Source organism: Pseudomonas sp. NFPP12, assembly GCF_900103205.1.
Lineage (GTDB): Bacteria > Pseudomonadota > Gammaproteobacteria > Pseudomonadales > Pseudomonadaceae > Aquipseudomonas > Aquipseudomonas protegens.
In genome coordinates, this window is record NZ_FMWW01000006.1 from 29,020 (window position 1) to 42,612 (window position 13,593).

The following is a 13,593-nucleotide window of genomic DNA, read 5'->3' on the forward strand; positions in this document are numbered from 1 at the left end:
AGCCCTGGACGAGGCTGCGAAAAGACCCGCCGGGCCTTGCTTGGCGATCTCCCGCCAGACCTCGGCGCCCTCAAGATCCCTGCGTCCCTTCGGGCCGTGCGCAGCCTTCGGCAGCGGCTACAAGATGCAAGGTGCAAGGTGCAAGGTGCAAGGGGCCCAGGGGCCGGGTAGTTTGCGGGAATGAAAAATCCGGCCAAGGCCGGATTTTTTTATGGCATCACTGCATCCAGGGCGGAGGCGGTGGTTCTTCGGATTTGCCCGGCGGCGCATCATCCGCCGCGCGTACTGCCTGGCGACGCTCCTCGTCCAGGCGCGCCGCTTCGATCTCGCGGATCACGCTGCCGACATCCGCCAGTTCTTCGGGGTCGTCGAACTCGCCGGTCAGCACGCTGCCCGGATGCAAGGTGCCAGCCTCGTACAGGGCCCACATTTCCTTGGCATACCGAGTGCCCTTGAGTTCCGGGGCAAAACGCCCGAAATAGGACGCCATGTTGCCGACGTCACGCTCCAGCATGCTGAAGGCATGGTTGTTGCCGGCAGCATCCACCGCCTGGGGCAGGTCGATGATCACCGGGCCATCCGGGGTCAGCAGCACGTTGAACTCGGAAAGGTCACCGTGCACCAGGCCGGTACACAACATCAGCACGATCTGGGAAATCAGGAAGGCGTGATATTCACGGGCCTGGTCCGGTTCCAGCACCACATCGTTGAGCCGCGGCGCCGCATCGCCGTACTCGTCGGCCACCAACTCCATCAACAGCACACCTTCGAGGAAGTCGAACGGCTTGGGCACCCGCACCCCGGCATTGGCCAGACGGAACAACGCCGCCACTTCGGCATTCTGCCAGGCGTCCTCGGTTTCCTTGCGCCCGAACTTCGAGCCCTTGGCCATGGCCCGCGCCTGACGGCTGTTACGAACCTTGCGCCCCTCCTGATACTCCGCCGCCTGACGGAAACTGCGTTTGTTCGCCTCCTTGTAGACCTTGGCGCAACGTAGCTCGTTGCCGCAGCGCACCACATACACAGCTGCCTCTTTACCACTCATGAGTGGGCGCAGCACCTCGTCTACCAGACCGTCTTCGATCAGCGGTTCAATGCGTTTTGGAGTCTTCATCAGCTTTTATTGTGGGTCCCTTGTTACCAAACACGCGAAAGTCACTCGTTATACGGCAATCCTCCCACGACGGGAAAGGGCTGCCGACCACCGAGCGACAGCAATGCACTCAATGTGCCAGATCAATCCATCGACGCCGCCAAGGATCATAGCCGAGACGGCGTCCGCAACCGTCCATCAGTGGCACTCAGGCCAGCCCCTTCGCGGGCCTGCCCTCGGAAGTTTTTTTCTGCCTGCGGCTCAATATTGCCCGGCGCCAGCCGAAGCCCTCAGAGAGACAGGGAGTTTGTCCGACAATCCAATAAAGACGTCAGCCACCGGCCAAGGTTCGATCGCCGCGGGCTCGACTTCACCCCAGGGATGCAATAAGCGTCATCTTTCAAGCTGCCGATAAATCCGCGAGTCGCCTGCACTTCGTGGTCTTACAAAAAACTGGAGCGCGGATGAACATCAAACAGAAATTGACCTGGGCCTTTGCCGTCATCGCCAGCCTGCCCGTGGTGCTGGTAGCCACGCTGGTGGTGATCAACCTGCGCAGCGAGGCCGAAAACACCTTCGTCGACGGCAGCGGCCGCGAGATCCGCCAAGTGGCCAACGCCATGCAGCTGTTCTTCGAAGGCATCAGCCAGAACATCGATTACCTGGCCGCTCAACCCTTGATCACCCAGGCCGGCGACAACCTCAAGACCTGGATGAGCGCCGATGCCGCGAAGGCCCCGGAAGGCGAGCAGGACAAACGAATCTTCGAGCTGTTCGCCGCCATGGCTGCCAGCCATCCTGCCTATTCCTATGTGTCCTATGGCGTGAGCAACGGCGGATACGTCTCCTGGCCCGCCGACCTGAAGCTGGCCAACTACGACCCCCGCGTACGCCCCTGGTACAAGACCGCCCAGGCCAACCCGGGCAAGACCCTGCGTACCGAGGCCTATTACTGGGCCAGCGACGATGCGGTGCTGGTCAGCACCGTGCGCTCGCTGGCCAACCAGTTGGGGCCCCAGGGCGGCGTGGTCGCAGTCGACGTGTCGCTCAAGCAGCTCACCGAGATCGTCAAACAGATCAAGCTGGGCGAATCGGGCTACCTGATGCTGATGGAAAACAACGGCACGGTGCTGGTGGACCCCAAGCAGCCGGAGCACAACTTCAAGGCCCTGGGCAGCCTCGGCGAGGGGTACGCGCAACTGGCCAAGGCCGGCAAGGGCCTGGTGCAGGTGGAGCTGGGCGGCGAGCACTACATGGCCAACGTCTGGCCTTCGGAGCAACTGGGCTGGACCTTCATCGGCCTGATCAAGCAGAACGAAGTCATGGGCGCGGCCACCCAGCTGACCTGGATCATCGCCGGTATTGCCGCGATCCTGGCGGTACTGTTCGCAGTGCTCGGGGCGAGTTTCGCCAGCCTCATCGTGCGGCCGATCCGCGGCGTGGCCAGTGGCCTGGAAGGCATTGCCCAAGGCGAAGGCGATCTGACCCGCAGCCTGAATATCCGTGGCAGCGACGAAACCGCGCAGTTGGCCAACTGGTTCAACCAGTTCCTGGCGGCAATCCGCAACCTGATCCAGAGCATCGGCCAGGCCGCGCAGAAGATCCTCGCCACTTCCCACAGTTCGACCCAGGTCTCCAGCGACATGGCCGAAGCCGCCGGGCGCCAGCGCGAAGCGGTGGACATGGTGTCCACCGCCTTCCACGAAATGGTTGCCACCGCCAACGAAGTGGCCCGCTCCTGCAGCCAGGCCGCCGAGTCGGCGGACAGCGGCCAGCGCCAGGCCCGGGAAGGCCAGCAGCAGATCGATGACGCGGTGCACAGCGTCGATCGCCTGAGCCAGGAGATCGAACAATCGGCGCAGTCGATGCAGCAACTGGAACGCGACAGCACCGACATCCAGTCGATCCTCGGCACCATCCGCTCGATCGCCGAGCAGACCAACCTGCTGGCGCTGAACGCGGCCATCGAGGCCGCCCGGGCCGGGGAGCAGGGTCGCGGTTTTGCCGTGGTGGCCGACGAGGTGCGGGCCCTGGCCAAGCGTACCGCCGACTCCACTGCCGAGATCGACGGGCTGCTGGGCAACCTGGCCAAACGCACCAGCGCCGTGACCCAGCAGATGCACGCCAGCCTGGAAGTGTCCCAGCAATCGGTGAACCGCATCGGCCTGGCGCGCAACAGCTTCGGGCAGATCCGCGAATCGGTGGACGTGATCCGCGACATGAACACCCAGATCGCCACCGCCGCCGAAGAGCAGCATCAGGTGGCGGAAGACATCAACCGGCACATCAGCCAGATCCATGGCGATGCGCAACTGGTGGCGGAACTGGCGAACTCGGCGCGCCTGGACTCCCAGAGCCTGGCGGGGCTATCCAATGAGCTGGACGCCCTGGTACGGCGCTTCAAGACCTGAAGACGCTTTCGCCGGCAAGCCGGCTCCTACGGATGGGCAGTATTTCTGTGTAGGAGCCTGCGTGCCGAGGAAAGCCACGAACCTCAGCGCTCGATGATCGCCGTCACACCCTGGCCGCCCGCGGCACAGATGGAAATCAGCCCGCGCCCCTGCCCCGCCACACTCAGCAGCTTCGCCAGGTTGGCGACGATGCGCCCGCCGGTGGCGGCAAACGGGTGCCCTGCCGCCAGGGAACTGCCTTTGACGTTGAGCCGGGCGCGATCGATGCTGCCCAGAGGTGCCTCCAGGCCCAGCCTGGCCTTGCAGTACTCGGGGTCTTCCCAGGCCTTGAGAGTGCACAGCACCTGGGCGGCGAAGGCTTCGTGGATCTCGTAGTAGTCGAAGTCCTGCAGGCTCAGGCCATTGCGCGCCAGCAAGCGCGGCACGGCGTATACCGGGGCCATCAACAGGCCCTCGGCGCCGTTGACGAAATCCACCGCCGCGGCCTCGCCGTCGCGCAGGTAGGCAAGAACCGGCAGGCCCCGCTCCCTGGCCCACGCTTCACTGCCCAACAGCACCAGCGAGGCGCCATCAGTCAGGGGCGTGGAGTTGCCCGCCGTCAGCGTGCCGCTGGCGCTACGGTCGAAGGCCGGCTTGAGGCTGGCGAGCTTTTCCAGGGTCAGGTCCGGGCGCAGGTTGTTGTCCCGGGTCAGGCCGAGGAAGGGAGTGATCAGGTCGTCCTGCCAGCCTTCGGCGTAGGCGGCGGCCATTTTCTGATGGCTTTCCAGGGCCAGTTGATCCTGATCGGCGCGGGCAATGTTCCAGGTCTTGGCCATCTGCTCGCAGTGCTCGCCCATGGACAAGCCGGTGCGCGGCTCGCCATTGCGCGGCAGTTCCGGCTTGAGGTGATGGGGCCGCAGTTGCAGCAGGGTCTTGAGCTTGTCGCCGGTGCTCTTGGCGCGGTTGGCCTGCAACAGGATCTTGCGCAGGCCTTCGTTGACCCCGATCGGCGCATCCGAAGTGGTATCCACCCCGCCGGCGATGCCGCAGTCGATCTGCCCCAGGGCGATCTTGTTGGCCACCAGCAGCGCCGCTTCCAGGCCCGTGCCGCAGGCCTGCTGGATATCGTAGGCCGGGGTGGTGGGCGAAAGCCGCGAGCCGAGGACGCATTCGCGGGTCAGGTTGAAGTCCCGGGAATGCTTGAGCACCGCACCGGCGGCCACCTCGCCAAGGCGCAGGCCGTGCAGGTTGTAGCGCTCGATCAGGCCCTCCAGGGCGGCGGTGAGCATCGCCTGGTTGCTGGCGGTGGCATAGGGGCCGTTGGAACGGGCGAAGGGGATGCGGTTGCCGCCGATAATCGCGACGCGACGCAGCTGTGTCATGGAAAGCTCCCTATTCTTTGAGTGCGACTGCGGTGGGTACCTCCTCCAGCGTAGGAGGGATCTGGCCGATCGAACGACCCAGGGCCATTCATGGTCCACACTTTGAACCCCAACCTTCGGAGTGCGTTCCATGTCTGACCGTTATATCGACTTCGCCAACTCGTCCATCGGCCAGCGCCTGGTCGGGGCTCTTGGCCTGCCGTCGCCGGTACGCCTGGAGCGCTGGCAAGCCGGTCGCCTGCGGCCTATCGAAGGTGCGCTGTTGCTCGGCGGCGGCGCGCTGGCACAACAGGTGGCCGCCCTGGCGCCGCGCCTGACCGATGGCATCTACAGCTATGGCGCCGACCCGTCCCTGGCCACCCCCTGGATTCCGGGCCACGGGCCCAGGCTCAAGGCCGTGGTGTTCGACGCCAGCGAGCTGCTGCACACAGACCAGCTCAAGCAACTGCGGGAATTCTTCCAGCCACTGCTGAGAAACCTCGAGCCCAGCGCCCACCTGGTCATCCTCGGGCGCGCCCCGGAAACCCTTGACGAGCCCTTCGCCGCCAGCGCCCAGCGCGCCCTGGAAGGCTTCAGCCGCTCCCTGGCCAAGGAACTGCGCAACGGCGCCACCCTGCAATTGCTGTACGTGGCAGCCGGAGCGGAAGAACAGCTGGAAGGCGCCTTGCGCTTCTTTCTCTCGCCCAAGAGCGCCTACGTTTCCGGGCAGGTGATCCGCTTGCAGCCCTGCGCGCCCCAGGTCCAGGACTGGAGCCGCCCGCTGGCCGGGCGCAAGGCCCTGGTCACCGGCGCCGCCCGCGGCATTGGTGCGGCCATCGCCGAAACCCTGGCCCGGGACGGCGCCCAGGTCCTGCTGCTGGACGTGCCCCAGGCCAAGGCCGATCTGGAAGCCCTGGCGGCCCGTCTCGGCGGCCGCGCCATCTGCCTGGACATCTGCGCCGAAGACGCTCCGGCACAGTTGATCGAGCAACTGCCGGAGGGCATCGACATCCTGGTGCACAACGCCGGCATCACCCGGGACAAGACCCTGGCCAACATGACCCCGGAATACTGGGACGCGGTGCTGGCGGTGAACCTCAATGCGCCCCAGGTGCTGACCCAGGCCCTGCTGGACAGCGCACGCTTGCACGACCATGGCAGGGTGATCCTGCTGGCCTCCATCAGCGGCATCGCCGGCAACCGCGGGCAAACCAACTACGCCGCCAGCAAGGCCGGGCTGATTGGCCTGGCCCAGGCCTGGGCGCCGCTGCTGCACGCCCGGGATATCAGCATCAATGCCGTGGCGCCGGGCTTCATCGAGACCCAGATGACCGCCAAGGTGCCCTTCGCCCTGCGCGAAGCTGGAAGGCGCATGAGTTCGCTGGGCCAGGGCGGCCTGCCCCAGGACGTTGCCGAAGCGGTGGCCTGGCTCGGCCAGCCGGGCAGCGGCGCCGTCAGCGGGCAGGCACTGCGGGTCTGCGGGCAAAGTCTCTTGGGGGCCTGAAAATGACTGCACACTGGCACGAACTGAACCTTCCCGCGTCCCTGCCGCCGCTGTTTCTCAGGGCAGCAATGCGCCGACGGATCAACGGCACGCAGTTACCCGAATACGGCCTGCGCTGCTGGATCAGCCTGGCCCCCGGGCAACTGGCGGCTTACCGCAAGGTCTGCGGCTTTGCCGATAACGGCTTGCTGCCCGCGACCTACCCCCATGTGCTGGCGTTTCCCTTGCAGATGCAGTTGCTCACTGCCCGGGACTTCCCATTTCCACTGCTGGGGCTGATTCACCTAGGCAACAGGATTCGTGTGTTGCGCCCCATGGGCAATGTCAGCAGCGTTCGAATCGGGGTCCAGGTGTGCAACCTGCAACCCCACGCCAAAGGCGCAACATTCGACCTGGTGACCACAGTGGACGATTTGCTGGGCCCCCTCTGGGAAGCGCAAAGCCGCATGCTCTGCCGTGGAGTCAAGTTGGCGGGAGAACCTCCCAGCCAACACCTGCCCAAAGCCGACAACCTCGGCGAAGTCGCCTGCTGGCGCGCCGAGCGCGATATCGGCCGGCGCTACGCCAGGGTTTCCGGCGACTACAACCCGATCCACCTGAGCGCCTGGAGCGCCCGGCTGTTCGGCTTTCCCCAGGCCATCGCCCATGGCCTGTGGAACAAGGCGCGCACCCTGGCAGCCCTGAGCGAGCATCTGCCAGCGGCGAACATCGAAGTGACGGTGCAGTTCATGAAGCCCGTGCTGCTGCCCGGCGAAGTGCGCCTGCTGGCCAGTGCCGGGGGTTCAAGCGGAGAACTGCAGTTGCTGGGCAGCGGCGAGTTGCAGCATATGCTGGGCAACTGGCAGCCCATCGCCTGAGGGGCCTCAGCTCCGGCGGATCAGCACCACCCCGACGACGATCAGCAGCAATCCGGCAATCTTGCCGAGGCTGACCGGCGCTTCCCGAAACCCCACCCAGCCAAAGTGGTCCAGCGCCAGAGCCATGCTCAACTGGCCGGCCAGCACCAGCGACATGAATAGCAGGGCGCCGACCCGCGGCCCGGCAAAGGCGGCCGTGGTAATGAAGAACGCCCCCAGCAGGCCGCCGCACCAATGCCACCAGGTCAGGCCCTTTAGGGCTCCCAGGGTCGGCATTTCGCGCTGCAGCAGCACCAGCACCAGCAGCGCCGCGGTGCCGACGAAAAAAGAGATCAGGGCCGCAGCCAGCACCCCGCCGACCTGCTTGGCCAGTTGACCGTTGATTCCGGCTTGCAGGGCGAGAAAGGCCCCGGCAACAAACGGCAGGCACAGCAGCCACCACACAGGCGTCAGCATATTGAGCTCCAGAGAGTTTTGGGCGGCGCAGTATAAACCAGGCCCCCCCAATCCCCCTGCCAGCCACTAAACATCAGCGTGAAAGTGCAAGTACCGCGAGCTCAGCACAAAAACAGCCTATTAATTGTGTGTATATAACTTTAGTTGAACGAGCACTTTCCAAAGACACCACAAAACTTCAAATCATTGTTTTAAAACAATTACTCTCACACTAGAAACGCCAACCAATACTTTGAGACTAGCTACTTGTAAATCAATTAACCGAACAAAATAAGTCATTAATACCAAGTTCATAATTGTTCAATTCATTCCCTGCGCCTTTTATGTAGATAACGGACGAAGGTATCTCCAGCGCAAGAACTGGAGAGCTATCGAAAACAACGAACGTTGTAACAGGTGCAAGGAATACCAGACATGAAAACTCAATTCGGATGGAAAGCGTTAACGGCAATAACCATGATCCTGACCCTCAGCCTGGCAGGTTGCAGCGGCGGTGGTGGCGGTCATAAAAGTGGTGGCAGCAGTTCGCCAGCCGGTGGCGGTGGCGGCACTGGTGGCGGTACCGACGGAGGTACAGGTGGTACCACTTCGACCCTGACCACCAGCTCCCTGGTATCCGACCTGGGCACCACCGTCAGCGGCGTCGGCAATGGCGTGAGTGATCTGGGCAACTCCCTGGCTGCCGTGCCCCTGGTCGGCGGCGTGGTACAAAGCGCCGTCAACACCACCGGCAATGTGGTGGATACCGTAGGCGAAGGCCTGACCAACGGCCTGGGCAAACTGGGCACCGATCCCAAGGCCCTGAGCAAGACCACTGCCACCGTCGGCAATGTGGTCGGCGATGTGGGCACCGGGGTCACCGACCTCAGCGGCAAACTGGCCACCACCACCCAGAGCGTTCCGGTGGTCGGCGGCGTGGTGACCAAAGTTGCACCGGTTCTTGGCGGCGTCGGTACCCGGGTCACCATGCTCGGCAATACCCTGAGCACCGTCACCAGCAGCGGCCCCCTGGGCACCCTGACCGATGGTGTGGGCGACAAGGTACTGGTGCCGGTGGTCAGCCTGGCAGAAGGCGTGACCGGCAAGGTCGGCAGCGCCACGGGCCTCGGGGCACCGGTCAAGGGCCTGCTCAAAGGCGTCGCCGATGCCGTCGATGACACCGGCGATAAAGTGACCGACGCCGGCAACGGCAATCCGGTGACCGACCTGCTGGGCAACGCCCTGAGCAACGCCAGCAACGCAGTGGGCACCGCTGGCGGCTACGTCGACAAATCCGCCGGTGGCAGTGGCAGCGGTAGCGGCACAGGTGGCGGTACTGGCCTTGGCGGCACCGGGCTGCTGGAAGTGGTCGGCGGCGCCGTGGCCAACCTGGGCAACGGCCTCAATACCGGCAACACCAACGGCACCGTCAGCGCCGGCGGCACCACCGGGGCCGCGGCCGGGAACTTGATCGCCTCGGTTGGCGGTGCCCTGGGCGGCAGCGGTACACCCAACCTGGTAGTCACCGCACCACTGGCCAGTGTTGGCGTGAACCTGGGCTCGGCATTGAATCCAGTTACCAGTTCGGTCACCGGGCTGACCCAGCAAGTGGGCGCAGCCAGCGGCCTCGGCGGCCCGGTCAGCGGTCTGCTGAGCCAGGTTGGCGGCGCGGTCAGCAACGTAGGCAGCGGTATCGCCGGCAGCACCGGCGGCAATCAGGTGGGCGGCGCTCTGGGTGGCACCCTCGGTGCGCTGGGCAACACCGTGGCTTCGGTCGGTGGCCTGGTCAACGGCGGCACAGCGCCCAGTGGCGGCCTGCTCGGTGGCCTTGGCACCAGCGCCAGTGGCAGTGCCTCTGCCGGTGCGGGCCTCAATGGCGGCCTGGGTGGCGTGCTCGGCGGCCTGACCGGCGCCCTGGGCGGCAACAAGAAATAATTTGCACCTGGCCGATTCGACGGCCTCACCTACAGCGCCTACGCTTGGTTGAGGGCGAGAGATTCTCATGAGTCTCTCGCCTTTTTGTTTATCCAGAGACAAGCATCCAGAGCCAGATCGTGGCCAAGACCCGAGCGGCAACTGGAGCCAGGAACTTTCTACACCGCTGCGGCTCGACCATGGAGTGTCCTATGCGCACGTTGGCCAGTTTGTTGTTAGTTGGATGCTGTACCTCCGTTTACGCCGACTCCCTTCCGCGCTTTCTCAACAGCAATGACAGCATCAACAACCTGCCCCAACCCAACCTGCCGGTGGATGCCTACCGCCCGGCTACCCCGCAACTGCAACTGCCCGAGCAGCCCACTGCGCCGCAAGGTCAGCAGCCGCTGATGATGGGCACCAAGGTCACGGTGCGCCAGGTGCAGATCGAGGGCGGCACGGTCTACCCCCTGGAAGAACTGGCAGCGATCTACCAGCCGCTGATCGGCCACGAGGCCAGCTTCGGCCAGTTGATCGAAGCCACGCGCAACATCACCCGGCGCTATCAGAATGACGGCTACCTGCTGTCCTACGCCTTCATGCCACAGCAGAACTTCGACCAGGGCGTGCTGCGGGTGGTGCTGGTGGAAGGCTACATTCGGGACTACCAGTTGCAGGGCGATATAGGCCCGGTATCCGCTTACCTGGACAAACTGGTGAGCAAGCTCAAGGCCGAACGCCCGCTGACCCGCAAGACCTTCGAACGCTACACCACACTGATGAGCAAGGTTCCCGGGGTCACCCTGCAGGCGGTAGTGCCGCCACCGGGCACTACCGACGGCGCAACCCAACTGGTGGCCGTGGCCAGCCGCAAGGCCATCGCCACCACCCTCAACAGCACCGACGACAACCGCAACGGCCTGCAGGCCCTGGTGGGCATCACCAGCAACTCGCAGACCGCCTGGGGCGAACAGCTCAGCCTCAGCGGGCTGTTCCCGCCGGGCCACGACAAGGAACACTACTACCGCCTGGACTACAGCCAGTTGCTGGGTTCGGAAGGCACGCAATTGAGCCTCTATGGCGCTCGCTACCGCGCCGACCCACGGAGCAACGTGCAGCTGGACAACGGGATCGAGCTGGAGCCCCATCGGGAGAACGACCGCTTTTCCATCGGCGTCAGCCACCCTTTCATCGCTTCGCCCAATGAAATGCTCACCGCCGGCACACGCCTGTATGCGGTAAATGACAAGACCCGTTATCGGGTCAGCAACAGCCCGCTGACCCTGGAAGAAAAAACCGACATCCGCGCCCTGGCGCTTGAGGCGGACTGGAGCAAGTCCGATCCGCGCCAACTGCGGATTCTCAGCGCCGGCCTGTATCGGGGCCTGGACAGCATGGGCGCCGAGACCAACAACAGCCTCTATGATCTGGATTTCTTCCGCCTGCGTCTGGCCGGGGTACAGAGCGATCGTTTCCTGGACAATTGGCAAGGCGTGCTTTCCGCCGCCTGGTACTGGAGCAACGACAACCTCCCCGACAGCGAGCGAGCGTCCTTTGGCGGGCAGAACTTCGCTCGCGGCTATCCCGATGACCAGGCGACCGGGGACAAGGGCTGGGGCGTGGCCTACGAAGTGAACTACAGTTTCAACCGCGAGGGGCCCTGGGTGCGTGTGCTGCAGCCCTATGTGGTGCTGGACCGCTCCAAGACCTGGTTCAACCAGCTGCCGGTCAGGGGCAGCAGCCTGTCATCCGCCGCGGTCGGTTTGCGTTTCGGTGATGCCAAGCACTACAACATCGCCCTGGAAGCGGCCAAGCCGATGTCCGATGAAGCCCTCGACACCTACAACCGCAAGCCGCGCTATACCTTGAGCTTCAGCTATCAACTTTGAGCATCCGGATGACTGAGACCCGCTTTCGAGCGGGTCTTTTTTTTGCCGCCAGGACAGCACCGGCCAAACCCTGGGGTCAGGGACCAACGATATGCAGCCGGGGTTCGGGAAACAGATTGTTGAGGGTTTCCAGCAGGCGCACGTGGTAGATCGGCTTGCGAAACAGGTCCAGGACCTGCAGCCGCAGCAGGTCGCTGACGTCATCCATGTCGGCATGCCCCGACATGACGATCACCGGCAGGTGCTGGCGAGCGGTGTGCTCGCGCAGGCGCTTGATCAGCGACAGGCCGCTTTCCTCGGGCATGCGCAGGTCAGTGATTACCAGGGCGATATCCGGATGCCGGGTGAGGTGGTCCAGGGCAAGTTTCACCGAGGTGGCAGTGAAGCAGCAGAAACCCTCGCCTTCGAGCAGTTCGGCAAGCTCCAGCAATGCATCCTCTTCGTCATCGACCAGAAGAAGTTGCTGACGTGAGGATGGGGAAGTCATGGACGGTACCCTGGTGTGAACTTCATGCAAGTGGGTGAACGCTGCCAATGCACAGCCGGCCGAGCGGAACCCAACCACCAGCAGGCCTTTGGTTAGGCAAACCACAGGCCTGCACGAGACCCGGATGGCTGGAAGGTCGGGCGATCACAGCCCTGCGGCTGCTCAGCTGGGCCCCTCCATGCTCAAGGGGTAGGACGGGTGACGGTGGCGCCTCCGAGGTTAGTCAGGATGTTGTTGAAAATGGCCAGAACACGATCACCCAGGGGGGTGACGAACGCCACGACCACAACGGCCACCATGGCCACGACAATGGCGTACTCGATGGCGGATGCGCCTTCGGTGCGGTCAAAAAACTGGCGCGCCCTGAGCAACAAGTATTGAAAAATCATCCTAGCTCTCCTTGCGCCGCAAGGCGCCGTTGGAACAGCACCGGGCAAATTCCCCGGCGCCACCTGAGCATTGTCAACAAAGACCGGCCCAGCAACTGTAAGAACTGATTAGTCAGTAAGTATTAATTGGAAGGTAGGCGCCAAAAAACCTGCCCATGTGGACAGACTCATACCTTTGTTAGCTATTTTTGGGTGAGTTAATGGCATTTCGTCCTAGCTCAACTACCTTCACATAGCGAAATAGTTGCATGTTCATAGCTGCCTGATTGCGAAATTAACTCGTTTGGAATCACGGGCTGGTAGTGCAGCAGGAAAGGGAGAGCCTTCATGAACAGTCGCCTCACCATGGGTCTGGCCGGACTTCTTCTGGTAGGTGCGGTGTTTTTCGGTTACTGGGGCCTGGTACTCAGTCGCAAACCCGAACCAGCACCACCGGTTCAACCCGTGGCGCCCAGTGTCGTCGAACCAACCACCACCAGCGCAGAAGACCAGACCCGCCAACCGGTGGTCGTGCTGGTGCGCGATGTGCCGCCCTTCGTGCCCCTAGCCGCCGCCGATCTGGCGCTGGAAAAACTGCGTACCGCGCCGGCCGGCAGCCTCAGCGCCATCAGCCAGGCGGTGGGCCGTACACCCTGGCGGCAGTTGAATGCCGGCACCTGGCTCAATGAGCAGAGCTTCAGTACCGGCGGCGCCCTGGCGCGGATGATTCACAGCGACGAACGAGCCCTGGCGGTCGCGGTCGACGAGGTGATCGGCGCCGCCGGGCAACTGAGCCCGGGGGACTATGTCGATGTCGTGCTGTTCCTGCGCCAGGACACCAGCAACCCGCAGCAGTCGGCACAGATCGCCGTGCCCGCCATGCGCGTGCTGGCTGTCGGCGAACAGCTGGGCCTGGCCAATGACGGGCAGCCCGCCTCCCCCGGGTTGAGCAACGAAGAAAAGCTCAAGCAGGACCAGCGCCGGCTGAATGCGCGCACGGTGGTCCTGGCCGTCCCCGAACAGCTCTTGAGCCGGCTGATGCTCGCCACCCAGGTCGGAGTGCTGCGCCTGGCCGTGCGCAGCAGCGAGGAACAGCGCCTGGCCCATTATTGGGCCGGCAACGAAGAAGCCCGCGAGCACCTCGATGCCGCCAACAGCAACCTGTTCCAGTTCACCCAGCTTGCCCTGGGCAGCGCCCCGCGCGCACCGGCCGCCCAAGGTGGCGCCGCACGGTCGGCGGTGGAAGTGATCCGGGGCAACCAAGTCACTCAACAAACTCCCTGATTGAGCAAGGA

11 protein-coding genes are annotated in these 13,593 nt (G+C 64.0%); 6 read left to right on the forward strand and 5 right to left on the reverse strand.

What is annotated here, in order from left to right; translation table 11 throughout:
- Positions 1-217: 217 nt before the first annotated feature.
- On the reverse strand, positions 218-1,114 hold the full coding sequence (locus BLS75_RS25040) for a PA4780 family RIO1-like protein kinase (RefSeq protein WP_011059077.1): 897 nt from the start codon (positions 1,112-1,114) through the stop codon (positions 218-220).
- 443 nt (positions 1,115-1,557) lie between these two features.
- Between BLS75_RS25040 and BLS75_RS25045 the strand changes: the two genes are divergently transcribed.
- A complete protein-coding gene (locus BLS75_RS25045) occupies positions 1,558-3,504 on the forward strand; it encodes a methyl-accepting chemotaxis protein (protein ID WP_011059076.1) in 1,947 nt (648 codons plus the stop codon).
- A gap of 83 nt (positions 3,505-3,587) precedes the next feature.
- On the opposite strand, the gene BLS75_RS25050 is transcribed toward BLS75_RS25045, so the two are convergent.
- Positions 3,588-4,865 (reverse strand): acetyl-CoA C-acetyltransferase, encoded by a 1,278-nt coding sequence (locus BLS75_RS25050; RefSeq protein WP_011059075.1) that lies wholly within the window; start codon positions 4,863-4,865, stop codon positions 3,588-3,590.
- 130 nt (positions 4,866-4,995) lie between these two features.
- Between BLS75_RS25050 and BLS75_RS25055 the strand changes: the two genes are divergently transcribed.
- Both BLS75_RS25055 and BLS75_RS25060 read left to right on the forward strand, forming a co-directional pair.
- Positions 4,996-6,348: a 3-oxoacyl-ACP reductase gene (locus BLS75_RS25055; RefSeq protein ID WP_072451978.1), complete on the forward strand. Its 1,353-nt coding sequence runs from the start codon at positions 4,996-4,998 to the stop codon at positions 6,346-6,348.
- Positions 6,349-6,350: 2 nt separating this feature from the next.
- Complete coding sequence (locus tag BLS75_RS25060) at positions 6,351-7,205, forward strand: MaoC family dehydratase (protein ID WP_072451979.1); 855 nt, start codon at positions 6,351-6,353, stop codon at positions 7,203-7,205.
- Positions 7,206-7,211: 6 nt separating this feature from the next.
- On the opposite strand, the gene BLS75_RS25065 is transcribed toward BLS75_RS25060, so the two are convergent.
- Complete coding sequence (locus BLS75_RS25065; RefSeq protein WP_072451980.1) at positions 7,212-7,661, reverse strand: DMT family transporter; 450 nt, start codon at positions 7,659-7,661, stop codon at positions 7,212-7,214.
- A 414-nt stretch (positions 7,662-8,075) separates the two neighbouring features.
- On the opposite strand from BLS75_RS25065, the gene BLS75_RS25070 reads away from it, so the two are divergent.
- Both BLS75_RS25070 and BLS75_RS25075 read left to right on the forward strand, forming a co-directional pair.
- On the forward strand, positions 8,076-9,575 hold the full coding sequence (locus tag BLS75_RS25070; RefSeq protein ID WP_072451981.1) for a collagen-like triple helix repeat-containing protein: 1,500 nt from the start codon (positions 8,076-8,078) through the stop codon (positions 9,573-9,575).
- A gap of 191 nt (positions 9,576-9,766) precedes the next feature.
- Positions 9,767-11,443, forward strand: a complete 1,677-nt coding sequence (locus BLS75_RS25075; protein ID WP_072451982.1) for a ShlB/FhaC/HecB family hemolysin secretion/activation protein — start codon at positions 9,767-9,769, stop codon at positions 11,441-11,443.
- A 76-nt stretch (positions 11,444-11,519) separates the two neighbouring features.
- On the opposite strand, the gene BLS75_RS25080 is transcribed toward BLS75_RS25075, so the two are convergent.
- Together BLS75_RS25080 and BLS75_RS25085 are read right to left on the reverse strand one after the other, a co-directional pair.
- The gene (locus tag BLS75_RS25080) at positions 11,520-11,930 is read right to left on the reverse strand and encodes a response regulator (protein WP_011059069.1); all 411 of its coding nucleotides are present in this window, start codon (positions 11,928-11,930) and stop codon (positions 11,520-11,522) included.
- 182 nt (positions 11,931-12,112) lie between these two features.
- Complete coding sequence (locus tag BLS75_RS25085; RefSeq protein ID WP_065364927.1) at positions 12,113-12,319, reverse strand: Flp family type IVb pilin; 207 nt, start codon at positions 12,317-12,319, stop codon at positions 12,113-12,115.
- Between the two features lie 327 nt (positions 12,320-12,646).
- Between BLS75_RS25085 and cpaB the strand changes: the two genes are divergently transcribed.
- The gene (gene cpaB / locus BLS75_RS25090; RefSeq protein ID WP_072451983.1) at positions 12,647-13,582 is read left to right on the forward strand and encodes a Flp pilus assembly protein CpaB; all 936 of its coding nucleotides are present in this window, start codon (positions 12,647-12,649) and stop codon (positions 13,580-13,582) included.
- Positions 13,583-13,593: the final 11 nt, after the last annotated feature.